The sequence below is a fragment of the Rhizobium freirei PRF 81 genome (genome assembly GCF_000359745.1).
GTDB classification, from domain to species: domain Bacteria; phylum Pseudomonadota; class Alphaproteobacteria; order Rhizobiales; family Rhizobiaceae; genus Rhizobium; species Rhizobium freirei.
Genome location: NZ_AQHN01000095.1, coordinates 36,520 through 58,013 on the forward strand (window position 1 = coordinate 36,520; position 21,494 = coordinate 58,013).

The 21,494-nt window shown below is 60.5% G+C and carries 22 protein-coding genes; 13 read left to right on the plus strand and 9 right to left on the minus strand.

Going from position 1 to position 21,494, the window contains the following annotated elements; all coding sequences use genetic code 11:
• Positions 1–388 precede the first annotated feature (388 nt).
• The 10 genes from RHSP_RS31695 to RHSP_RS35265 all read left to right on the plus strand — a co-directional run bounded on the left by RHSP_RS31695 (position 389) and on the right by RHSP_RS35265 (position 7,713).
• Positions 389–2,170, plus strand: coding sequence for a ParB N-terminal domain-containing protein (locus tag RHSP_RS31695; RefSeq protein ID WP_037155769.1), 1,782 nt, complete (start codon positions 389–391; stop codon positions 2,168–2,170).
• 92 nt (positions 2,171–2,262) lie between these two features.
• Positions 2,263–2,739 carry a hypothetical protein gene (locus RHSP_RS31700; protein ID WP_004129329.1) on the plus strand — a complete coding sequence of 159 codons (477 nt, stop codon included), beginning with the start codon at positions 2,263–2,265 and terminating at the stop codon, positions 2,737–2,739.
• A complete protein-coding gene (locus tag RHSP_RS31705) occupies positions 2,736–3,611 on the plus strand; it encodes a DUF7007 domain-containing protein (protein ID WP_037155772.1) in 876 nt (291 codons plus the stop codon). The genes RHSP_RS31700 and RHSP_RS31705 overlap by 4 nt, the downstream gene beginning before the upstream one ends.
• A 191-nt stretch (positions 3,612–3,802) precedes the next feature.
• Positions 3,803–4,120, plus strand: a complete 318-nt coding sequence (locus RHSP_RS31715) for a hypothetical protein (protein WP_004129334.1) — start codon at positions 3,803–3,805, stop codon at positions 4,118–4,120.
• Between the two features lie 50 nt (positions 4,121–4,170).
• On the plus strand, positions 4,171–4,353 hold the full coding sequence (locus RHSP_RS35260; protein WP_037155779.1) for a hypothetical protein: 183 nt from the start codon (positions 4,171–4,173) through the stop codon (positions 4,351–4,353).
• Between the two features lie 379 nt (positions 4,354–4,732).
• Positions 4,733–5,296: a hypothetical protein gene (locus RHSP_RS31725; protein ID WP_157385474.1), complete on the plus strand. Its 564-nt coding sequence runs from the start codon at positions 4,733–4,735 to the stop codon at positions 5,294–5,296.
• Positions 5,293–5,880 carry a hypothetical protein gene (locus RHSP_RS31730; RefSeq protein WP_004129337.1) on the plus strand — a complete coding sequence of 196 codons (588 nt, stop codon included), beginning with the start codon at positions 5,293–5,295 and terminating at the stop codon, positions 5,878–5,880. Before RHSP_RS31725 ends, RHSP_RS31730 begins: the two co-directional genes overlap by 4 nt.
• Before the next feature lie 413 nt (positions 5,881–6,293).
• A complete protein-coding gene (locus RHSP_RS35940) occupies positions 6,294–6,422 on the plus strand; it encodes a hypothetical protein (RefSeq protein ID WP_276307864.1) in 129 nt (42 codons plus the stop codon).
• Positions 6,423–6,906: 484 nt separating this feature from the next.
• Positions 6,907–7,221: a DUF736 domain-containing protein gene (locus RHSP_RS34995; protein WP_037155885.1), complete on the plus strand. Its 315-nt coding sequence runs from the start codon at positions 6,907–6,909 to the stop codon at positions 7,219–7,221.
• 321 nt (positions 7,222–7,542) lie between these two features.
• Positions 7,543–7,713 (plus strand): hypothetical protein, encoded by a 171-nt coding sequence (locus RHSP_RS35265; protein WP_167332684.1) that lies wholly within the window; start codon positions 7,543–7,545, stop codon positions 7,711–7,713.
• 40 nt (positions 7,714–7,753) lie between these two features.
• Here RHSP_RS35265 and RHSP_RS31740 read toward each other — a convergent pair whose 3' ends face one another.
• From RHSP_RS31740 to RHSP_RS31755, 4 genes are all read right to left on the minus strand, one after another.
• Positions 7,754–8,017 carry a WGR domain-containing protein gene (locus tag RHSP_RS31740; RefSeq protein ID WP_037155785.1) on the minus strand — a complete coding sequence of 88 codons (264 nt, stop codon included), beginning with the start codon at positions 8,015–8,017 and terminating at the stop codon, positions 7,754–7,756.
• A gap of 276 nt (positions 8,018–8,293) precedes the next feature.
• Complete coding sequence (locus RHSP_RS31745) at positions 8,294–8,695, minus strand: hypothetical protein (RefSeq protein ID WP_004129344.1); 402 nt, start codon at positions 8,693–8,695, stop codon at positions 8,294–8,296.
• Between the two features lie 42 nt (positions 8,696–8,737).
• A complete protein-coding gene (locus RHSP_RS31750) occupies positions 8,738–9,118 on the minus strand; it encodes a hypothetical protein (protein WP_004129358.1) in 381 nt (126 codons plus the stop codon).
• 13 nt (positions 9,119–9,131) lie between these two features.
• A complete protein-coding gene (locus RHSP_RS31755) occupies positions 9,132–9,806 on the minus strand; it encodes a ParA family protein (RefSeq protein ID WP_004129362.1) in 675 nt (224 codons plus the stop codon).
• Positions 9,807–10,350: 544 nt separating this feature from the next.
• On the opposite strand from RHSP_RS31755, the gene mobC reads away from it, so the two are divergent.
• Both mobC and RHSP_RS31765 read left to right on the plus strand, forming a co-directional pair.
• Positions 10,351–10,746 (plus strand): plasmid mobilization relaxosome protein MobC, encoded by a 396-nt coding sequence (mobC, locus tag RHSP_RS33235; protein ID WP_051074180.1) that lies wholly within the window; start codon positions 10,351–10,353, stop codon positions 10,744–10,746.
• Positions 10,733–14,335, plus strand: a complete 3,603-nt coding sequence (locus RHSP_RS31765) for an LPD7 domain-containing protein (RefSeq protein WP_004129369.1) — start codon at positions 10,733–10,735, stop codon at positions 14,333–14,335. Before mobC ends, RHSP_RS31765 begins: the two co-directional genes overlap by 14 nt.
• A gap of 50 nt (positions 14,336–14,385) precedes the next feature.
• Here the strand turns inward: RHSP_RS31765 and RHSP_RS31770 are convergent, their stop codons facing one another.
• From RHSP_RS31770 to RHSP_RS31790, 5 genes are all read right to left on the minus strand, one after another.
• The gene (locus RHSP_RS31770) at positions 14,386–14,799 is read right to left on the minus strand and encodes a type II TA system antitoxin MqsA family protein (protein WP_004129371.1); all 414 of its coding nucleotides are present in this window, start codon (positions 14,797–14,799) and stop codon (positions 14,386–14,388) included.
• The gene (locus RHSP_RS31775) at positions 14,792–15,115 is read right to left on the minus strand and encodes a type II toxin-antitoxin system MqsR family toxin (protein WP_004129374.1); all 324 of its coding nucleotides are present in this window, start codon (positions 15,113–15,115) and stop codon (positions 14,792–14,794) included. The genes RHSP_RS31770 and RHSP_RS31775 overlap by 8 nt, the downstream gene beginning before the upstream one ends.
• Positions 15,116–15,491: 376 nt before the next feature.
• On the minus strand, positions 15,492–16,328 hold the full coding sequence (locus RHSP_RS31780) for a hypothetical protein (protein ID WP_004129377.1): 837 nt from the start codon (positions 16,326–16,328) through the stop codon (positions 15,492–15,494).
• Positions 16,329–16,335: 7 nt separating this feature from the next.
• The gene (locus RHSP_RS31785) at positions 16,336–17,859 is read right to left on the minus strand and encodes a GH25 family lysozyme (RefSeq protein WP_157385476.1); all 1,524 of its coding nucleotides are present in this window, start codon (positions 17,857–17,859) and stop codon (positions 16,336–16,338) included.
• Between the two features lie 326 nt (positions 17,860–18,185).
• Positions 18,186–19,175, minus strand: a complete 990-nt coding sequence (locus tag RHSP_RS31790; protein WP_004129383.1) for a GH25 family lysozyme — start codon at positions 19,173–19,175, stop codon at positions 18,186–18,188.
• 302 nt (positions 19,176–19,477) lie between these two features.
• Between RHSP_RS31790 and RHSP_RS31795 the strand changes: the two genes are divergently transcribed.
• Positions 19,478–21,472, plus strand: a complete 1,995-nt coding sequence (locus RHSP_RS31795) for a caspase family protein (protein ID WP_004129388.1) — start codon at positions 19,478–19,480, stop codon at positions 21,470–21,472.
• The last annotated feature ends 22 nt before the right edge of the window (positions 21,473–21,494 follow it).

Below are 21,494 nucleotides of genomic sequence, written 5' to 3' on the forward strand. Positions count from 1 at the left end.
GCGGACACGGTCTCCGTCTGAATAGCGCCGTGCAGTAAACGCAGTATCGCGATGATGCAGTTTTCGGCGTCCGGCGCAACCGATGCCATCCTGACATTGAAGACTGCGGCTGGCCCGAAACTGGCGGCGGTCGGAAATGAAAGAAGAAAGGAGAAGGAAAAACCGCTCGCAGACCAGCCGTGCAGTCAGCGCTCTCGCTCAACCGCGGCCTGACGCGATCCCGGCACGTCGTCCTTCGCAGGGCTTATGCCCCGCTTGTCCGGCCGGGCAGGGATGCTCGGCCGCAGTTGTGCCGGCCCGTCCGTTCCGCGGTCCGGGGGATGTCTTCGAGAAGAAGACGGAAAAGGACCGGCAAAGGGTCGCGTCCGCAACCCCACAGGAGCTTGAGATGCAGGTTATGAAGGTTGATCCCCGTGCGCTGAAGGACAATCCCGATCGTGCGCGCCAGACGAAGTCCACGCCGCAGGGAGATGCGTTGCTGCTGGCCACGATCCAGGCGGTGGGCATCATGCAGCCGCCGATCATCTTCCCCGAAACCGGCGGTGGTAACGGCTACATCATCGATTCCGGTCACCGCCGTGTACGGCTGGCCATCGCGGCCGGCATCGAGGAAATCGACGTCATCGTCGTCGAGGCGGCCAACGACAATAACGCGATGCGCTCGATGATCGAGAATATCGCGCGTGAGCCCTTGAACTCGGTCGATCTGTGGCGCGGGATCGAACGGCTGATCGCTTTCGACTGGACGGAGGAGGCGATTTCCGTGGCGCTGGCGTTGCCGATCCGCCAGATCCGCAAGCTGCGGCTGCTCGCGAACGTCTTGCCGGCGATGCTCGACCAGATGGCAAAGGGCGACATGCCGGAGGAGCGTTTCCTGCGCACGATCGCCGCGGCGAGCGTCGCCGAGCAGAAGGAGGTCTGGAAGAAGCACAAGCCGTCCAAGGCCGATCCGAGGGTATCCTGGGGCAGCGTCGCAAACGCGCTGTCCAAGACCCGGATGTATGCCAAGGACGCATCCTTCGGTGACGATCTTGCCATGGCCTACGGGATCGAATGGGTCGAGGATCTGTTCGGCCCGGCCAACGAGGACGGCCGTTACACCACGAACGTCGAAGCTTATCTCGGCGCTCAGCAGGAATGGATGACGGCCAACCTCCCGAAGAATGGTGTCCTCGCCGAGGTCAATAGCTGGGGTCAGCCGCAGTTGCCGCCGAAGGCCGAGCGTGTCCACGGTAATCCCCAGAAGTCCGACCGGGCTGCTGTTTATCTCGATCGCTCCGGGAAGGTTCAGACGATCCATTTCCGGATGCCGGAACCGAGAAAGCTGAAGCAGAAAGGCGCTGCGGCGGGAAATGACGCCAGCGAGGCGGATGCTCAGGACATCGTTGTCTCCAAGCCGCGCCCGGATGTGACCCAGACCGGTCACGACATGATCGGCGACTACAGAACCGACGCATTGCATCAGGCACTTGGCCGCGCCCCGATCGAGGACAATACCCTGATGGCGCTCCTCATCCTCGCGTTCGTCGGACTGAATGTTCGCGTCGATTCCGGCGCGACCGGTGCCGTCTACGGCACCAAGCGGTTCGCCCGCCATGCCGCTAGCCTGCTCGACGCAGAGGGCAAGCTCAGCTTCGAGATGGATACACTGCGTATTGCCGCGCGCTCGATGCTGATCGAGGTGCTTTCGTGCCGACGCAACGCCTCGAACAGCGGCATCGTTTCCCGTATAGCCGGTGAGGCCATCGGTGCCGACAGCTTCCTGCCCAACATGGGGACGGAGGAATTTCTTTCATGCCTGTCCCGCCAGGCGCTCGAAGCTTCGTGCAAGGACAGCTCGGTTCTTCCGCGCCAGAAGGTTCGGGAAACCCGCGCAGCGCTTGCCGCCCATTTCAAAGATGGCGGTTTCGTGCATCCGTCGGCGTTGTTCGCCCCTGATATGGTAGAGCTCACCGACTGGGTGAGGAGGCATGTTGCTGCCGGGCCGGACGACGACGATGTTGCGTCCGGGCAGATAGAGGGCGGCGACGCCGGGAGCGCGGGGGTGACTGCCGAGGTTGATGCCGTCGAAGACAATGGCAGCGATGCTGTTTTGGGGGAGCCGGGTGATCACGACGCTGACACCGTCATCATCGATGAGGATGAGGCCCATCTCGTCGCAGCTGAATAACTACCACCAGCAACCCTCCAGATCTTCGCCGCCGCCGGTTTCCCCGGCGGCGGTTTCGTTTCCATCATCCCTAACATCACAGGAGAGCTCGCATGTCTGCGTCCCTCATTTTTGATATCGTTCCGATCGGCTCCACCGTTGCATGGTCCGACGGCACGCCGCGACCGCCCGAACGGCACAGGAAGAAGCTGTCGGCATGGAAGAACCGCAACAGCCAGGGCCGGCTCATCCGCAAGCAGGCGGGGAGGACCACCGGCACCTATGTCGCCCAGCCGGATTTCACCATTCATGAAGGTGATCTCGGCAACCACGGCACCATCGTCATCCGCGTTCACCGGACCTTCGGTATCGATTCCAATCTGATCTTCAAGGTTCTCGAACGTCCGGCTCTCGGCTCCGTTCGTGTGTTCGACCGTCCCGGCGCGGGCGCCGAACTCGTCCACATTGCCGTCAGCCGCGCGGATGCGGAAGCCTGGCTCACGAAGCATCGTCATCCTCTCGCCGTTCTCGAAGAGGTGACGGCGGACGAGATCGCGGCGTCTGCCGGCGAGGGGAGGGTTGCAGCATGAATGCGCTCGCCATCCAGCCCCAAGAACACTCCACCCCTGAGTTTTCAGGGGTGGAGCTCGGTCAAAGCGCCGACGGCTTCCCGGTCGCCCGTGTCGAAGATATCGTCCTGGCGATGCTTCCGAGCCGGGAAGGCGGCGGCGTCCTTGCCAGCGCATGGCGCGTGGCGCGGTCGCTTGCCGAACTGAAGCGGTCCGACTTCCATATTTACGAGTCGACGCTCGCCGACGAGGCGGCGTTCCGGATCCGCGTCTTCGAGACCGCGGAACACAAGCGCGAACTGCGCGGGCTCACCCGCCAAACCATGCGCGTCCATTGCAGCACGCCATGGGGACCTTCGCAGGGTGCGACGATCTATGCCGAAGGCATTGCAAGCCACAGCACCGCCGGTCATGGCGGCTTCAAGCTGTCTGCGGATTGCAACAGCAAGGTCCATCCGCTGCTGCGCGCCGAGGGTGGATGGTACGAGGAAGATGCCGCCTGGGCGATCGTCGCGTTCACTTTTCCGCACCTTTTTACTGGCTACGAGCGTCGCAGCGCGGAACGGACGGTCAAGGATAGCTGGCCCGATGCCTGGGAGACGATCTCCGGCACGATATTGGGACCCGGCGAGTCCCGTGAAAAGGACCGCAGCGCCTTCGATCGGGAGCACGCTGGCAATTGGATCGTCATTTCGGCGATCAGGTCCGATCACGAGAAGGGCTTCGTTGAGGTGGTCGCCACGATCGGCGGCCGGCGTGGGGCGCATGTCGGAGAGCGGCGGTTCCTCGTGCCCAGCGACGAATACAGGATCGGTCGCTTCGGCTTTGTGTTCGATGAAGCTCGTCATCGTCGTTATGAAGGCCCCTCCGATTTTATCGACTTGAACAGATAGGAGATGGCGATGCATTGGAAAATCATTGCGCTCGCTGTGGGTTGGCGTCTGGCTCGTGATGACGAAGAGTCCCTCTATGTCGTCTGGCATCCGAAGCTGCGCCAGCATTTCTGCGGGCAAGGTGCATGGGGGGAAGCTGTCTTTTTCTCTGTCCGCGCGCTCTGGCCGCACCGGGGCGGAGGTGGACGACCATGACGATCCTGGAAACGCATGTGCCGCTATCTCGAATAGAGGCGACCTACCGGCGGACCCGCGAGCATCTCGACCTGATCGAGAGTCAGATCGAGGGCCGGGCCACGCGCATGGCGCTCACCGATCGCATCAAGAAGCGCTCCTTCGGGCGGTTGGTATCGGCATGGACGCCGGAGGACGAACGGCGCTTTCACGAAAATGTCGATCGGCTGCGGTTCGAGCGTCGTGGCGAGCTCGATGCACTGTTGCGCAAGCTTTGCGCGGCAGGAAACGGCGACCGCGGTATTCCGCGCCCGCAGGCCGAGGCAAAATCATAGTGGGAGAGGTGGCCGGGATCCGATCCGTGCCGTGCAGCAAGGAGGGCGATATGAGATTCGTGGTGAAGGTAACGCAGGTCTATCGTGTCGAACGGGAGATCCTTGTGAAGGTAGAAGCGGAGCATGAGGAAAGCGTGATTGAACAGCAGAGCCAGGAATCGGCGCCTGACTTCGATGATCCTGGCTGGCGAAGCGGGTGGGATCTGCAGAATGAGAACGTCAGCGCGCCATAGTCCGAGCTCGCGGTCGCGCCGGTTGAACGGGCCAGTCTCTCACGAGATCGGCCTGTTCGCGGTGAGCCCTGATATGGCCGCGGGACGAGGGGCGCCGTCGGCATTGGCGGTCTCCTTGGCGAAGTCGAAGCCTTTGGGGTCTCCAGCGCGGTCGATGTGAGGCCGTGGACACTGGGCGAGCAGCGGTACGCTGTGCGGCATTCCCCATTCTCGGGCTGGCCGGCTTTCGGTTGCCAGATGCGCGGGGGCGTAGGCTTGGAGCACATTCGTGTTATCGGCCCGTTGCTAGATAGCCGGCGCGCTCGACCGGCCCGACCCGTCGCATTTGGCCCATGGCCGGATGGCGGTGGCATCGCACGCTATGACCTCGGCGGGTTTCATGCGCCAGTCCGCCCGTCATATCGGCGGGAAATGGATCTGCATGGCGCTCCTGCCAAGGACGACGTCCGGCTGTGTTTTCCTCCGCGGGCAGGTTTCATGTCATGCGTCTGAGGTCGATGACAGCTTCGTCTGGAAGGGTGGCAAGGGCGGCTTCGTGCGGGGGCGGTCGTCGGGCGGGAAAGGTGGGCTGTGCCGCGGCATGGTTATCGGTTGCGGGCTTGTGTTCACCCTCCTGTCGAAATCCGGTCTGCCTCGTTGCTGTGGCGACCAATCCTACCGGCATCCCCTCGGGTTCGTGCGGTCTGAACCGGACGGCGGATCGGTTCAAGGCCGCGTGCCGCGCCGCATAGCGGCCGGAGGCCGCCGACCTCGCAAGGCGGCCCGCGGTCTGCGCAGGGCCTTTGGCCCCGCTTTTCACGCAGACCTGCCTTTCTCGGCTGGCAGCCTCCGGACCCTGATCCGCTCCACTTCGCCGGTTCATTTTGACCGCACCCGAGGGGACGCCGGCAGGGCCGGCCGCTTCCGGGGTTTCGGCAAACTCAACAAGGATTTTACGACATGACGACGAACGCGCGCTCAGCAAGACACGTTACCCGCCCGCAGGCTACCCGCCGCGGCCCCACCCTGGAGATGGTCCTGCTCACTTGCCCGGATACGGCCCAAGCCACCCTGATCTCCGAAAGCTTCGGCCTGGTTGTCGTCGACGGCGCCGGCATCCGGACGGCCCATGAAAACCTGCTTGTCGACGGCGCGACCGTCCTCTCCGAAGGACTTGGTGAGCGTGCCATGCAGATCCACCTCCAGCGGATCGTCGGCTCTTACATCGGCTCGGCGCACGGTGCGGGGCAGTTCTACAGCAGAGCGGTCACTGAGGCGCGCGACGCCACGGCTAAAGCAGCCAACAATCTGCGCGACGAGGATATAGACGGTCCGGTCGGGTTCACCGGCAATGCACAGCGCAAGCGGGAATTCGCCGCCGATATGGGCCTGCAGGCCTATTCGCTCCGGATGGCAGCCGAAGGGGCGGTGGCTGCCTATGAGGAGATCGTCGGCGAAGCATGGAAGCCGTTCGATCGTCCGGTGGAAAACCCCGGCCGGACCCTCGATCGCAAGGCGACCGAAGTGCAGATGGCCGCCTTCGGGTGACTGTCGTCGGCGGAGCTTTGGCCCTGCCACTTTCATATCCGTTCACGCCCCGAACAGGCCGGTATCGAGTGAGACCGGCCTGTTCTCGTGTCGCTGCCGCTCGGTCGCAGAGAAAAAGCAAAAAAGGAAGAAAGAGGGGTGGGACGTCACACGCCGCTGGTCCTGCCGGGGCCGGCCACAAGCGCAACGGCTGCGCCGTTCTCCACATCCGTTGCGGCCCTTCGGGTGCGCTCGCCGCCTGACTTCCCCGGCTTCGGAGCTCCTTGACTTGGCCACGATGGGCGCGGCCTCGACAATGGAGGTTCGGCCGGTAGCAACTGCTGTGTGGTCTGCACGCTTGGCGCATTGCCAAGGACGTCCAGCCCTTGCCGTCAATCCCGTCCATATGGATTACACCCGAAGGCGATGCGGAGATGCCCCCGCCTCTCGGCGAAGCCAAGGACCAGATCGAGCAGCGTGGAAACAGACCCGACGAAGTGGTCGTCGGCAGTTCGGGCCACAATAAGCTTGCGGATGCGGAGCACGCAGAGGCCTCCTCCTGAACGAGGGGCTTGCCGTGTTTGAGGAGACCCGCGGCCAGCGGCTGGCGACGGAGGCGCGGGGCGGTGACCCTGTTATTCGCAGCGTCGAACAGAGGCGCCGATGGGGCGAGGCGGTGCGCACAGGATCGATGCGGCGGGAAGCCGGATCATGCTCTGGATGACGTTGCCGTTGGGGTGGAGCGCCGATGTGGTTGCGCCATGAATGGTTCCTCGCCTCTTTGAACGCGGACGCACCACCGCAGACCTCGATGGACCGGGTGTGGCCGAAGGACGACTGCGTCTCGATCGGCTGGCCGCAACGGCCGGCCCTGACTATTTTCCGCCACCCGGCAAGCCGGGCTTTGCATCGCGAAGCAAAATAGCCCTGTCCAACCGCCTTCCACTTCGTTCCAGCCCTTCGGGTGCAGCGCCGCTCGCCACCGTCCTTTTCACCGTCATCGAGGTCGCAATGGCGCGACCCGGCAAAGTGGAAAGGAACGAAATCATGGCAGTCATTGGCGAATTCACCACCACAAACGGCACGATCCAAGGCAATGTCCTAACTCTCACGGTCAAGACCCGCGCCCGCCTCATCCCAATCGAGCGGACCTCGCCGAGCGCTCCCGACTATCGAGCGCAGGCTCCCAATGGAGCCGAGATCGGCGCGGGCTGGAACGAGGTCTCGGACGATGGTGAGCCCTACGTCTCCATCAAGCTCGACGACCCGAGCTTCAACGCTCCGATCAACGCAGCACTTTGGCCGGCTCAGAAGGAAGGCGAATACGTCCTCGTCTGGAACCGCCCTCGCAGGGTCGCCTGATCTGGGCCCGAGGACCCCGCCGTTAGGCGGGGTCTTCCCCGCATCGTGATGAAGCCGGAACCGGGCATCGAGCCCGTTTCCAGCTTTTGGGTGCCATACGGGACGGGGATGTCTGCTCAGTCCGTCCGAGGATGCCATGGAGCCATGCCAGCCTCAAGGACTTCGCGGTACCCCCAATTTTGCCTCCGCTCCGGTTCCCTGCGCTCCGACAAAATCGGCTCCCCCACTTGCCGGCTCCGCCGGTCGCCTTCGGCGCTCCTTGACCCCGTCATGCCTCCATGACGGCGACCGTCATCTTTCACAAACGTCAAGGAGACGACGATGACGATTTCCCTCGAACAGCAAATCGATGAGCTGCGGCTGGAGCTTCAGGTATCGGTGGATCCGGCCGAGCGTCGCCAGATCGCGGCCGAGCTGGAGGCTGTGCAAGCCGAACTGGCGGTCATCATTGCCGAGCAGGATGCTATGGTCGAAGCCGAGCCTCCTTTCTGAGGAGGCTTTTTCATCTTCGCGATCCAGGCACTGTCGCCCGTCAATGGTTATCGCCGACCTCGGGCCCGCGATAGCCGCGCCGACGCTTGGTCCGCTCAAGCTGCGCCATTGCATCCACGGCCGCCGAGCTTTCGTCGAATGTCTCCATCATCTCCTGCCCATTCGTTCCGATGCGCCCCCAGTGGCGGATCAGCGAGGCCCCGCCAAACAGGGTTGGCTGGATCGACAGCGAGTAGAACCGCCGCATGTTCTGCGATGGATCGATGCGGCGTAGGTGGAGGGGCGTCTCGTTTGGTGTCGTCATGGCCGGAGTCTCGCCTCCGGCGGATCTCTCGTCCAACGACTTATCTGAATCGGTCGGGGTCGACCGATTCATGCTGCTGATACGTTGTCGCACTGGCAGCATGTTCGGGCGAGCCCTGAATCCTGGTGGGCCACCTGCGGCGGACGGCTCTATTCGCGACCCTGGAGGTCCACTCACGGAGCCCGCAACGATCCTTCCGCAGCCTGTGGCGCCGGCGGTGTGTAGACAGCTAGCCCGCCGTCTGCGATAGGCCGCAACGCCCGACCGGGCATGCCATCACGTGATCGAAGGCTTTGCATCGATCGACGTTTCGTTTTCCCTTTTCTCCTGCCGCCTCCGCCTCGAGGTCGTCGCGCGAATGCGTTTCAAGACCGGTGGTAAGAACGGGATATCTTCCCACGCAACGTCCCCCTCGAACAGCTCGTCGGTATTTCTGTTGCGCCAGTTCACCTCTTCCTTAGTCACGAAGGGTGGTGCAATTTCGGCGAGCGCTGCCAGCGGTGCAAGGATCATGACGCAGAAAAGACTTGCGGTTTTTATGAGAGTGTCGCCGACCGGCGGCAGCACGCTCAGGCTGACAATGGCTCCGGCAAGGAGGAATGGCACGAAAATGATAAAGACGACCCAGATCCACAACGGCCCTATCAGCGTGTACCAGGCCTTTTTCCAATGGTGCATGTTTGTTTTCCTCGTTTTGTTCCGAGCTGGAAAGCACGTGTCTCAATTGGCCGCAAGGTTCAGATAGCGACGAAGGGCGCGCTCGACGATCTCCGAGGGGGACGTCTTTTGCTGAACGGCGACCATCTTGGTCGCCATGATGACGGACGCGTCGATACTGATCCTGAATCGCTCGGATTTTGGCTCTTCCGATGCAGGGGCATTGTTTAACAGGCTCGGAGATGGTGCGTCCACCTGTTCGGATCCATCGGGGGAGGGCGTTGTCTCCTTCGTCGAGGTCCCGGCTTCAGGATAGGGCTTTGCCGTTTCGGCGGCTGATGGAGCGGCGCCGTATGTGTCGCTCTTGCCGATCGATGCGTCGATGAGGGAATCCAGATCGTTCAGATTGCGGCGTGAGCGTGGAATGGGTGGCAATTGCGTCATGGATGATCTCGGATCAGGCCGTCTGCTCTATGGTGGAGGTCATGTCGGTGATGAGGCCGATGATATTGTTCTGCGCCTTGGCGACCTGCTCGACCTTGGACGGATCCCGCGCGATCCCGCTCAACGTGCCGGCGTCTCGGGCGAACTGCTCGTAGACCTTTCTTGACCGCACGAAGGTCGGCAATGTCGGTAGCTTGTTGTCGCGGATCATCCGGACGGCGTCCTGAAACGCCGCCGTGTTCGTATCGATGCCGTCGACCCGGTTGAGGACGAGGCGAAGCGGCGCCCGCTTCAGATTGGTCTCCGCCCATTCGAATAGCTTCACCGTCTCGACCATCTCGATGACGTTGGCCTTCGTCGGGACGAGAGTGAGGTCGCTCGCGACGATCGCGGCGATCAGCAGATCATTCATGGATCCCTGCACGTCGATCAGGATGACGTCGGCATCGGTGCGCTTCAGGGCGAGCTTCAGCTCTTCCGTCTTGGTCACCGCCACGGCTTGCAGGGTCTGCGGCAGGGTGCCGGCTTCTCCGCAGCGCTTGACCCATTGCAGGCATGATTGCTGTTTCTGGTCGGCGTCGACGATGAGGACATTGGTGCCGCCTCTGGCGAGTTCCGACGCGATGAGGAGGCATAGCGTCGATTTGCCGACGCCGCCTTTGGTATGTGCGAATGCGATAATCGTCACCTAATGCAATCCATTTTTCCAAAATTACATATATATCAACTTATCAAGATCGGTTCCTTCTGCCAAGGCCGTAATGGCCGGTGAGCCATGAAAGGCCCGCATGGCGTGTTGGCTGTCATGGTCCTGATGATCCTCTTGGCCCCTCGGCCAGCAGGATGCCATCTGGCTCCGGGGCCATGCCTGCCACTGGGCGCATGAGGGTCATTTCCGCCCCCGATGGTCGTGATGGCCGAGCAGCCGCGATACGCCACGGAGCCTCGATGACCACATGTGGCCCACGTGTCGGAAGGACCAAGAGGGCCAGTTATGGACAGGGGGCCGTATGGGCCATTTTGTCCAATTCAGCCACATCTGCCAGCATAGCCAGCAAGGGCCATATAGCCACATAAGCCATTGAAACAACAATATAATTTGTAATTATTTGGTTGGCAGGATAGCAGTTTCCGTGATACGAAAACTGACATGTGCCCGAAGCGGGCGATGAGGCTCTCCCGGCAGTCGCGAGACCGCAACCGGGAGAGAAAAGAGGCAGCGGCAAGAGGCTATGGCAAAGCGAACCTCCCGACAGAAAGTCGTGCATGTGCGGTTGAGCGAGGCTGAGTTTCTGGCGTTCGAGGCCTTCTGCATGGATGCGAACCTGACCGTCAGCGAGGTCCTGCGCCGCCTCGTCCGGCAGGCGGCGGGGTTGGGGCCGGCCTTCGATGGTGACCTGAAGGAGATCATGCTCGCTCACGCCGAGGAGTTGCGCCGGGTCGGCGTCAATCTCAACCAAATCGCCCGCGCCTTGAACGGAAGGAGGGAGCCGCAGTTCGAGGTGCTGCTGGACGGCGTCGTGCGGCTGGCCCGGCTGGTCGGCGCGCAGGCCTCCGACATGAGGGATATGTGCGAGGCCGGCCGCGCCAGGGCACAGTTGCAGGTTGACGCCGATGCTTGGTCTTGATGCTTTCATGGCGCTGGTGGACGACCTCGAGCGGAAACGCAGGGTTCGACCGGCTACAGCGGCAACCCCAAAGCCGGCGGCGCCCCGGCAGATGCCCGGCCCCCGGCCAAAGCGCAGGCGGAAGCAGGCTGATGCGGGTGACGGCGGCCTGCCTGCCGTTGGCGGGCGTCCCTGGACGGGACCGGCCGCGCCGCAAGCTGACCTGCTGGAGGACGAGAGGCGCCGTCGCGCTGGGGGTGGGGGCGGCAAGAAACCATCGGCCGGCGGGCGGCGCTCTGGAACGGGGAATGGCGACGAGACGGCCCTCGATCGCTCCGGATCGAGCTTGCCTCCCGGTGGTGCGGCTGGCGAGCGTGTTGCTCTCGCCTCTGGCTCCCAGCCTGCGGTGGTCAAGCTTGTGAGCTTTGCCGCCGGCCGTGCCCGTGTCGGCAAGCTTTTGACCTACCAGAGCCGCGGCGGCGAACTGTCCGTCGAGAACGAGGCCGGTGCTACCTCCGAAGGCCGCGACTGGATCGGGCAGCTTGCCGACGAGTGGTCAGAGGCCGATGGGCGTGAGCCGTCGAAAGATGTCCTGCGCCTGTCGATGACGGTCGGTGCGTCTCGTTTTGCCGATGACGGGGCCGTTGGCGAAGCCCTCAAGACGGCGCTTGCCGCCCATCGCATCGCCTGGCGTAGCGTCGAGTCCAGCTTGGGGGAGGCGAGGGAAATCGAACTGGTGGTGAGCGCCGCGCGCCGCCGGCAGCCCGGCGAGGAGAAAGCCGGGCGCATCTACGACAACCGCAAATCCCTGCACGTCCTGGACGACAGGCTGACAGCGGCCTTCGACCCGGACACGGCGGTCGACGTGCGTGGTTTTGCGCATGGCGTCGAAGGTGTTGCCCGCTATCTCGGCCAGCTGCGAAAGGGCAGCAGCTACCGTGTCATCGTCAACAGGATGGACCGGTCCGGTCAGCCGGCCGCCGATCATATCCTCGAGGGGGAGCGTTCGGTTCTCGATGAGGCGAAGGACTGGAAGCGCGATCTGAGATCCCAGGAGCGCCGGGATGTGGCTCATATCGTTCTCAGCGCCCGGCCGGGAACGCCCAGGGACGCTTTTGTCGATGCCGCCCGTGCGATGCTTGCCCGCGAGTTTGCCGGGCATCGCTATCTGTTCACCACCCATGAGGATCGCCGTCACATCCATGTTCATGCGGTGGTGAAGATGCAGTCGGAGACCGGCGAGCGGCTGCATCCGAAGATCGAGGATCTGCGCCGCTGGCGAAGGACGATCGCCGAGGAGGCCCGCGAGCGGGATATCCCAATGGATGCGGTGAGCCGTTTCGAACGGACGAACCCGCCCGGTTATAAAATGAAGGACATCCGGCGCGTCGAGCGCGGCGAAGCTTCCGAAAGCATTCGCCGCCGGGTCGAGGCGGTGCGTAACGGCGTCATCCATATCCCCACCCGCGACGAGGGCAAGCGCCATGCACAGGCGGTCGCGAACGGTTGGAACGGTGAGGCCGAACGGGTTACCGCGACGCAGTACCGCACGGAGCCGCCCCGGCGTCCGGGCATTGTTCGCCTCTATCGGGCCGAGAGGCCGGGTGCGCGCTCCTCGGCGCCGCTGTTCACGCGCGACCGCGGTGTCGCCGCGCAACATGTTGTCCGCGACGGCGGCGTGCTTCGCTATATCGATGTCCCAGTAGAGGCGGTGCAGTCGCTCATCCCGTCACGGCAGGATCCGCAGAATGTCTTCGTCGTGCCCCGCGCACTTGCCGCTGGAAGCGAGATCATCGATGTGGCCGATGCCTCGCTCGTTTGGCATTTCCGCGACCGGGCCGACGCGGCGATCGCAAAAAGCCGCGAGACGTCGGCCGAGCAAAACACCACTACGACCACCTCCACTACGACCACCTCCACCGCGACATCCGCAACGATCAGGGAGCAGGACATGCCGGACCTCAATACGATGAACACCGCCTTTACCGAGATGGAAACCAGTCTCGATCAGATCGGCCAGAACCTGCCGCCGGAACGGCTTCAGGAATTCGATGGGTTGCGCAAGAAGCTCAAGGTCAGCCAGACCAAGATGCTGGAGACGCAGACAGAGATCGAGAAGAAGCGTGGCAATATCGAGGGTGAAACCTATGTAACGCCGGTCCCGCATCAATTTGCAGGCTTCGTCGCGGAAAAGCGCGGCGGGGATGTCCGCTACAGCCACCGCAAGGCAGATGGCCGCGTCGGCGCCGTCGCCTTCACCGATCACGGCGATCGGGTCGAGATCGGAAATTGGCGGGACCGGGAGACGGTTCTTGCCGCGATGGAGCTCGGCGCCGAGAAGTGGGGCGCTCTCACGGTCAACGGAACGGATCGTTACAAGGCACTCGCCGTCGAGCTTGCGGCGGAGCATGGGTTCAGGTTGACCAATCCGGAGCTGCAGGACGCCCTGGCTGCTGCCCGTGACCGATTTGATAACCAGCGTCCGAAGGAGGCAAGTATCACAGCAGGCGCCCAGACGCGCGCCGAAACAGCGGTCGAGGCTCCAAAGGCGAAGCCGGGTGTTGCCGAAGCCCCGGCGCCGGAAACCGCCGCGGCATCGAATGTGGGAGTGCGAGCCCAGCAAGCGCCAGCCTTCGTCGACGCCGGCGACAAGATCAGGCTTTCGGATCGCGATCGCGCCGCCATGCTGGCCGCGATGCAGGAGGCTGCGAAAAAATGGGATACGATCGCTGTGACCGGCAGCGACGGGGACAAGGCGCTTGCTGTCGAGCTTGCAGCAGAGCACGGGTTTAAGATCACCAATCCCGAGCTTCAGGACCAGTTGAAGGCCGCCCAGGCGATGGTCCAGCAGCGCCGCGTCCACGAGGAGGTGCTGGAACAGCAGAAGCTCGGGTTCATCGATGGTGCGAGGACCGTGAAGGAAAAAGAAGCGACGGCTTCTGCTCCGGTCGAGGTCCCGAAACTCCCCGTCGATACGGGTGACAAGGTCAAGCCCGCCGACCGGGACCGGGACTCCATGCTGGTTGCCATGCGCGCGGCCTCAGAGAAGTGGGGTGCCATTACCGTCAATGGCACCGATCGGGAGAAGGCCGTCGCCGTGGAGTTGGCGGCTGAGTACGGTATCCCAATCAGCAATCCCGAGCTTCAGGATCAGGTGAAGGCTGCACAAGCGAAGGTCGAGGACCGCCGGGCGAAGGAAGAAGCCCGTGAGCGCAAGCAGCTCGGCTTTGTGGCGGGCACGAACGAAGCGGTTGCGGCACAGCGCACCGACGCGGAGATCGCCATTGCGCTCGACACCGTCAAGGAGAACACCAGGACCGAGGCGGTGCGCGAGACCAGGCAGGCCGAACGTTCCGAACGCACGGGCGAGCGGCCGTTCGACGGAGGAGGGGAAGATCACGCCTATCGGACGAAGGCAGAATCCGCCGCAGCGAGACGGGCGGAACGATCAGTCGAGCAGAACCCTGCCGCGCCGATCCCGGCCGATGTCAACCAGTCGCCCGAGATCGAGCGCCAGCGGCAGGTGCAGGACGAGCTCCTCGCCGAGAAGCAAGCCAACAACCAGGCCAAGACCACCAGGCAGCGGCAAAAGCCCCGGCAGAAACAATGACGGGATTGCTTCTGCCGCGCCGGTGTTCCGTGGTTTCGAAGATAGACAGATCAGGCCACCTGCGGCTCATCTCGCAAAGACCGCAGGAATTCCAGATCTTCAGGATGGCGATCGAGGAGTTCGATCAGACCGATTGCCGCATCGCTTGGCGGTGTGGCGCCACTTTCATACTTCTGAAACGCGCGCCGGCCTCCTCCAATGAGGTGTCCGGCCTCCTCCTGCGTCAGATTTAGCTTGTCCTTGCGGATGCGTCGAACATGCTCTCCATAGGCAGCGCGCAGTTCCTGAAACGCCTGGTCGGACTCCGCGAGGTCGCCACCGGTATGGATGGCATCGCCGTCATCATCGGGATACCAGCCGGCAACATTAACGATGCGTGCAAATGAGCCATAGCGAACGACCTGCGGGCGGACGGCGCGCCGCAGGATCTTGCCTGTCTCGGGATGCACTCGTGTATCAGTCATTATTGACCTCCTTGAACGACGTCAGCACAACGTCGATCAGTGTTTCGCCTGCGAACTTGAGATAAAGAAAGCGCTCATCCCAAGCCAAATTGTAGGTATCGTGCCACACCTTGGAATTCGGCGGGCTGTGCGCGGTCTCCGATTTGACAAAATCCCGGTGCTGGAGCGCCTGAACAGCAGCGACGATATCTAAAAGTGAATATCCCAAATCCCGCGCATTTCTGATTGCCGTGCTCGTCGCTTCCAAAGTATCAGTCGTTGCGAACTTCGCCTTGACCCGCGCCAGGTCGTGATGAGGCCTGCGTTTCACCGGCATAGATACACCTTAAAGGTTAATATTGCAAGATGCCGTGTGAAATCAAGCCATCGGCATCTTTTGGAGAACTTCGATTCCAAGTCTGCTTATATCCACTGTTCTAGCTTGCCGCACCATCTTGACGCTTGCGCTTCCCAAGCGCTGGATCCTTTTCCAGCCGCCGTGGCGTTGTTTCTCGATTCTGACGGCATTCATTTGTAATTTCAATAGTTTAGTTCCATAAGCTATCTTATGTGATGTTATAACATAATGAACGTAGGTTCAAGGATGACGTGCGTCTTGCGAATGAGAAGGTTCGTTTCCCAACGCGTTGGCTCGACGGTCGAACCCGCCTGCTAAGGTCGACATCGGATCAATCTCAAACGACGCTGCCGGACTACGGGGAGCACCGCACGACCCCAGCGGCCCGGCCCTCTTCGAGGGCACCCGCCAACGCATCAAACATGATATTGTGAGGTTTTTCCCAAGCCGCCAGGAGCGCCCGTCGCGACGCGTCGAACCATGCTGGGCCTCTCTTTGACGCCGGACATGAGCTGCCTATGTCGCTGAGTTTCGGCTCCGGTGCGAACTCGGTATAGATCTCGCGTCGGATACCGGCTGGCCGCGCCACCTGCGCTGTCAGCGTGCTTGGCTGTTCAATGTCTGACAACGGTGCGAGGTTTTTCGCCTGCACAGCAGCGTCGAGATCCTGGGTGGCACCCAACCAAGCCGGGCGTGGCACCGTTACCCCGTGCAGGAAGATGAAGTTGTGAGAGCTATCGTCGCTCCCTCCTCCTGAGTTTCCCGGCTCAATGATATTTCCGGCGATGGGAAACGAAAGCTGGTTGGAGCACCAGCTATAGGCCGTGACACGGCTGAGGCATTTCGACCCCTTGGATTGGCAAGCGCTATCGATCCAGGCGGCAAGCATAGACGGGGGGATGATGGCAACACGCGCCCAACCGTGCAAGCCGCCATTTTCATAGCTGCAATCATGGTAGGGAATCCCCGGATATAGCTTCAAGTCTTTCGCAGGATCAGTACACTTCCCATTCTCAAAATATCTGGGTTTGGAGAGCTTTTTCGTAAGATACTTCTCCAAGCCGTCTCGCGGGTTTCCGCCAGAGATCGCCGCAGCTACCTGCTTGGCTGTCACAGCCTCACAACTGGCTGCATGTCCTTGGCCGACCACGCAAAGGCCGATCGTGATGGCGATGGCGGAAACCTTCAGCATCTCTGGTTCACTTCTTTTCCGGCAGTACAGCCGCTTCCAGACCGGTATTCCGGCCGGTGGCGGCGAATGCCGCAAATTGCGTTCTGCTTCCAAAGAACACATTGTAGTCGACGGGCTTTTCGAACCCGTCAATCTTTCCTTCCTTGCTGATCTGCCAGATCGTCCAGGGGTTATCGCCGGGATAGCCCGGTGCATCTTCATGTGACCGCTCCGCATACCAGAGAGGATATTGGCTGAAGTCGGACTGAAGAATATCGCCGATCCCCTGCCGGGAGGCGTAGATGACCGGTTGCTTTCCGTAGGCTTCCTGCACGCGATCCAGGAGATCCTTCAGATTGGCCCGTACGCCATCGCGGTCAGATGCGCACGCGTCGAGCGTCTGTGATCCGGTCTCCTTGTACCACTCCAGATCGATGGTCACGGGCAGCAGAGTTTTGTCGGGCGGAGCGACCTCAAGGAGGTTCTTAACTTGGCCTTCAGCCGGACTGCAGTCAAAGACATGGATTGCACCGAAGGGCAGTTCGGCCTTGGCTGCATCAGCGCGATACTGCGGGAAGCTATGGTCCTTCTGATCCGACCCAACGCTTGCCCGCTCGTAAAGAAAGTTGAGCGCGCCACTTTTCGCGACTTTGCCGATCTCAGGCACGCCGTCGATTGAACTGAAATTTGCTCCCCGTATCGAATAGTCTTCAGGTGGCGAGAAAACTTTGACACTGGGCTGTCCGATAATGGCCGATCCGGTCGTCTGGAAATCCAGCGCTTGCGGCGGCAGCTCGTTACCCTTGGTACCGGCCTGCTTCTCTGCTTCTATCGGGGCAAGGAAAAAGAAGGCGCCGTTGAACGTCTCATCAGATACCAGGGTGCCCACGCGGAGCTGGGGACCATACTCCTGCGGTTGCGTGTCGGGGATCTCAAGATCCTCCAACTCTATATTCATTGCCTCCACAACCTGGCCGAGGCGAACGATGGTCGTGCCCAAGACTTTCTGAGGTGCACCCTCCTTACCTGATATGAACTGGGCTCCGTTTGCGGCGACAGCGCTCTTGTCGATCGCCTTCAAAAGCTCTTCGAAAAATACGGTTCCCTTCCCATCCGGTGCGCCCCGCGCGAGTTCGTGAGCCTTCGCCGCTGTCACCGCATGCGACCCGGGCTCTCTCGGATAGCTGAAATTCTCGCCCTTGTTCGTGGAGATCGGGAATATACCGCCGGAGTAGCACGAACCGATAAGAGCAAGTGTATGATAGGCTTGGTTCGATATCTTGCGAAGTCGGCCTTGCAGATCATCCAGCGCGTAGCTGTGTGACGGATCCGCATCCGCATCGCCAGTGGTTAGCGCCAGAGCCAACGCACCAGCGTCATTTTGAGATGGCCCTTCCGCGCCATGACCATCGTACATGAAAAGGAAGCGCGCGCGACGATGATAGTCGGTTATCTGGGTTAAGAGATACTGCTCCAGGAAGAAGTTTATCGCATCCTTCGTAGCTTCCTCGTCCTTGAGGACGATAACCTCATCGAAGCCCTGGCTCTTCAAGAACTCGACGATGTTCGGAAGGTCTTCCTGGACGGACTTCAGGACGCGTTCGTCTGGATCCGTAAAGTTCGGATATTGGGAGACTGATACCAAGAAGGCGAAGCTTCTGACGTCGAGATCGCTGCTATCGTCGCGGATATAGGCCTTGATCCGCTTGTCGACCGGCGACCCCGGATGCTTATAAACGATAAACTTGTCGCAATAGGGGGTATTCGCCAGCGACTTCGGACAATCTGCGGCCATCGCAGCCGTCGAACAACCGAAAAAAAGCCCGACTACAAAGACAGCAAGAACTCTGAGCAGGGATATAGGAGCGCGCCCCATTTTCAGTTTAGACCGAACGTCTGGCGGAACTTTGCGTTCGTTCCATAGAAAATCGAGCTGTCAAAGCCGGCCGTCGAGATTCCGGAGATCTTTGCGCGATCTGTAAATTGCCAGATCGCAGTTGTTGAACCGGGAAGGACCGCAGGCGTTTCGTCGAATTTGCGCTTGGGGTTATAGTCCGCAATCCAAATCGGATAGTCTTTAAACTCACCGACCCGCGACAACGGAACTGTATTAGAAGAGAACCAGGCTTTCGCCGTATATATAATCGGGCGCCGGCCAGTGCGCGCCTCAATCTGCTTGAGGCATTCCAGGGTCTTCGCAACGATTTCGTCCGCCGAATGACCCACCCAGCGGTCAGGATTCCCCTTTGCAACGTCCCACTCCAGATCGACGACTGGCGGAAGATCTCCAGCCTTCAGACCGCCATGGAGATTGAGGTAGTCCACAAACGCGTTTGCCTGAGCCTTGCCGGAGGCGTCGGAGGCAGACGAAAGAAAATGATATGCTCCCCTCGGAATTGCTATGCTTGCCGGCAGATTACCGGCATCAGCCCAGAACTTCTTGAAAAGCTTGTCCTTCGACGAAACGCCTTGGGTAGCCTTGATATAGATGAACTTGACCTCCTTCTGCTTCAGAAGGGTCATGTCGAGGTCAGGGCTGGTGTAGTGGCTGATGTCGATGCCGAAAATACTGTCGACACGAGGTTTGCTGCCTTTTAGACGGTCCTCTCTCGCGTCTCTCGGGAACGCGAAATCTGTCGGGATCGCCAGGGTCTCGTTCTTCGTCTCCGGAGCGTTCGGATTGTAGGCGGGGACCTCGTACTTTTCGAACAAAGTCGCTCTTGAGGCGTCTTCCGATTGGTCGTCGGGAAGGTCAGTCCAGCTGCTTTCGGTTCTACTCTCCTCCGCTAAGAGAGAGTGCAAGGGAACAATTGCTGTGAAGGCGGATACAACAAGTAATGCAAGTTTCAGTCGCGACCGTCTTCCCATGCTTCCCTCCGAGAACAAAATCGTTGTTTTGCGCACAGCTATAGGTTCGCTGGATAACAGCGTTCTAATCCAAAGAATGGACGTCAGTTTCCATTGTTTTTATGGTTTTCGGCGGACTATAATACAACTCTTTCGATAGTAAAGGGAAATTGATTATCTCATATCTATCTTTCAACTTTTGGACAAAACCTGTTGATTTTTAAGAGATGTTAGGTTTTTATCCGCTTGGCGTTGCGGTCCGACCTTCTCGGTATTCGCAATCGGCCGGCTTAGTCCAACTACTCAGCGATGTGGAGGGCGGCTTGCGGCGTTTTCATGCTTTCTGTATCGCACTGGCGTGGTGTCTGTTGCTTGCAGCAGGCCAAGCCGCAGCAGAGACCTGCAGAGCTCCCGATAAGGTCACGACGCCCACGCCGAACCCGGCGGATCTCTCTATTTCAGACAAGGATGGCTTGAAATTCACCATCTACGACCACAGCTACGCCTTGCTGATCGGTGAATCGAAGTACAAGCAAAACCGGTTGGACAACGTCCCGGGTGAGCTCGACTCGCTCAAAGCTGCGCTGGAAAGCCAGTTCTTCGATGTCTCGCTCTACCTCGATCTCGACAGCGGAAGCTTCTCGGAAGTCATTGACTGCTTCATTCGCAAAGTCGCGGGTGACCGGAAGGCGCGGGTTTTCGTCTATGTAAGCGCTCATGGCGCAACACGCACCGTCACTTTGAGGAACGTCCCAAAGAAGATCGGTTACATCCTCCCGATCGATGCTCCCTTGAAGACCACAGATCCCGACTTTCTGTCCACTGCGCTCCCTAGCAGTCAATTCTTGGAATGGGCAAAATGGCTGGAGGTCAAGCACGCACTATTCGTCTTCGACGCCTGCTTCGGCGGTGCAATCTTCGAGAGTAAGGGTGCGAACGATGACAGCAATGTTGCGCCCGACTTCATCTATTCCGATTCCGCTCAGTCGCCAGTGCGGGCCTTTCTAACAGCCGGTAGCGAAAATCAGGAAGTTCCCAGTCAGAGCCGGTTCCTGAGGCTTCTGATGAGTGCAATTCTGGGCCAGAGCGATGAAGCTGATTCCAATCACGATGGATACGTGACCGCCGACGAGTTGAATGTATTTCTCGGAAACAACGCATCGGAAACTCAAACACCGTCGTCCGGCACGCTGGACGATCCGGACTTCAAGAGCGGCAAGTTTTTGTTCAAGCTCCCCACCAAGACAAAGCCGCTGACCGTGCCAGCCAGGACCGAAACTGCGGCGACGACGTTTTCCCCTATCTTTGTAAGCGCCAATGGAAATGGAAAAAAAGCTCAGCTTTATCAGGTAGAGCAGCTCGTCAGCACGAAAAAGGGTGTCTGCAACGAAAATTGCAGCAACGGCAACGAGTATGTAATTTCCATTTCGGTTCCCAAGGAATTACCTGCGGGAGCTGTCTTCGATGATCTTGAACTCACTTGTGTTGATGGGTGCAAGCAATATCCAGACCTCATCGACGGACCAGGCCTTTCTGCCGACAAGCGATCAGGCAGCGTGCGGTTCCGGACCAATGAAGATTCGGCGCTGTGGAGGCTGAGGGCGACGGTTGCCATCAAGGACGAAAGGGCCGATGAGGTTACGGTCGTGAGTGCTACCAATAATCAGGTCATTTCGATCGATCCCAATCAGCTCTCTGTTGCCGCTACGCCTGTTCCGATACAGGCAGACATCGCCGACAAAGTGCACAAGATCGTCCTCGATCTTCAATCGGAAGATACCAAGACCCGGCGCGACGCTCGCATTGCGCTTGCGAAGGTGCTTCAGGATGACGACGGCACGCTGGTTGCCCAACTGGTTCGCGGGACGACAACCGGAACTTATCGATATCAGGTTGGTATCGCCGAAGCACTTGCAGATATGAAAGATGGCTGGAAATCGGCGGAGTCGGCCTCAAAAGACATTCTCCTCGCTGCAAAACAGCGCGTGAAGGACCCCACGCTGAACGCCTCGATCGACAGGGCGATCAACAATTTCCGTTCGTCCGTGTTTTACGAAGTCGGTCCAGATGGCTGGCTTACAAAGGCCAACCAGCTGCATCCGCCAAAGATGTCGTCCGGCCCGCTGCCCTCGTTCGATAGCTTGCAGCCTGGTCAGATCCTGAAGGCCGACTCCGAGGTTTATCTTCGCGCCGGCCCGGGCGTGACCTACGGGACATTTGGTGTCTTGAAGACCGGTGCCTGCGTTCGCATCGTCTCCAAAACGACAGGCGCCAGAACCCCAGGGTGGCTAGACGTCGTTTCCGCGAAATGTGGCTGATCGGCAGAGGCGCAGATCTGCC

Excerpts from the sequence above, each read along its gene's own strand:
- RHSP_RS31695 (WP_037155769.1), top strand. The coding sequence starts at position 389 with ATGCAGGTTATGAAGGTTGATCCCCGTGCGCTGAAGGACAATCCCGAT.
- RHSP_RS31700 (WP_004129329.1), top strand. The coding sequence starts at position 2,263 with ATGTCTGCGTCCCTCATTTTTGATATCGTTCCGATCGGCTCCACCGTT.
- RHSP_RS31705 (WP_037155772.1), top strand. The coding sequence starts at position 2,736 with ATGAATGCGCTCGCCATCCAGCCCCAAGAACACTCCACCCCTGAGTTT.
- RHSP_RS31715 (WP_004129334.1), top strand. The coding sequence starts at position 3,803 with ATGACGATCCTGGAAACGCATGTGCCGCTATCTCGAATAGAGGCGACC.
- RHSP_RS35260 (WP_037155779.1), top strand. The coding sequence starts at position 4,171 with ATGAGATTCGTGGTGAAGGTAACGCAGGTCTATCGTGTCGAACGGGAG.
- RHSP_RS31725 (WP_157385474.1), top strand. The coding sequence starts at position 4,733 with ATGCGCCAGTCCGCCCGTCATATCGGCGGGAAATGGATCTGCATGGCG.
- RHSP_RS31730 (WP_004129337.1), top strand. The coding sequence starts at position 5,293 with ATGACGACGAACGCGCGCTCAGCAAGACACGTTACCCGCCCGCAGGCT.
- RHSP_RS35940 (WP_276307864.1), top strand. The coding sequence starts at position 6,294 with ATGCCCCCGCCTCTCGGCGAAGCCAAGGACCAGATCGAGCAGCGTGGA.
- RHSP_RS34995 (WP_037155885.1), top strand. The coding sequence starts at position 6,907 with ATGGCAGTCATTGGCGAATTCACCACCACAAACGGCACGATCCAAGGC.
- RHSP_RS35265 (WP_167332684.1), top strand. The coding sequence starts at position 7,543 with ATGACGATTTCCCTCGAACAGCAAATCGATGAGCTGCGGCTGGAGCTT.
- RHSP_RS31740 (WP_037155785.1), bottom strand. The coding sequence starts at position 8,017 with ATGACGACACCAAACGAGACGCCCCTCCACCTACGCCGCATCGATCCA.
- RHSP_RS31745 (WP_004129344.1), bottom strand. The coding sequence starts at position 8,695 with ATGCACCATTGGAAAAAGGCCTGGTACACGCTGATAGGGCCGTTGTGG.
- RHSP_RS31750 (WP_004129358.1), bottom strand. The coding sequence starts at position 9,118 with ATGACGCAATTGCCACCCATTCCACGCTCACGCCGCAATCTGAACGAT.
- mobC (WP_051074180.1), top strand. The coding sequence starts at position 10,351 with ATGGCAAAGCGAACCTCCCGACAGAAAGTCGTGCATGTGCGGTTGAGC.
- RHSP_RS31765 (WP_004129369.1), top strand. The coding sequence starts at position 10,733 with ATGCTTGGTCTTGATGCTTTCATGGCGCTGGTGGACGACCTCGAGCGG.
- RHSP_RS31770 (WP_004129371.1), bottom strand. The coding sequence starts at position 14,799 with ATGACTGATACACGAGTGCATCCCGAGACAGGCAAGATCCTGCGGCGC.
- RHSP_RS31775 (WP_004129374.1), bottom strand. The coding sequence starts at position 15,115 with ATGCCGGTGAAACGCAGGCCTCATCACGACCTGGCGCGGGTCAAGGCG.
- RHSP_RS31780 (WP_004129377.1), bottom strand. The coding sequence starts at position 16,328 with ATGCTGAAGGTTTCCGCCATCGCCATCACGATCGGCCTTTGCGTGGTC.
- RHSP_RS31790 (WP_004129383.1), bottom strand. The coding sequence starts at position 19,175 with ATGGGAAGACGGTCGCGACTGAAACTTGCATTACTTGTTGTATCCGCC.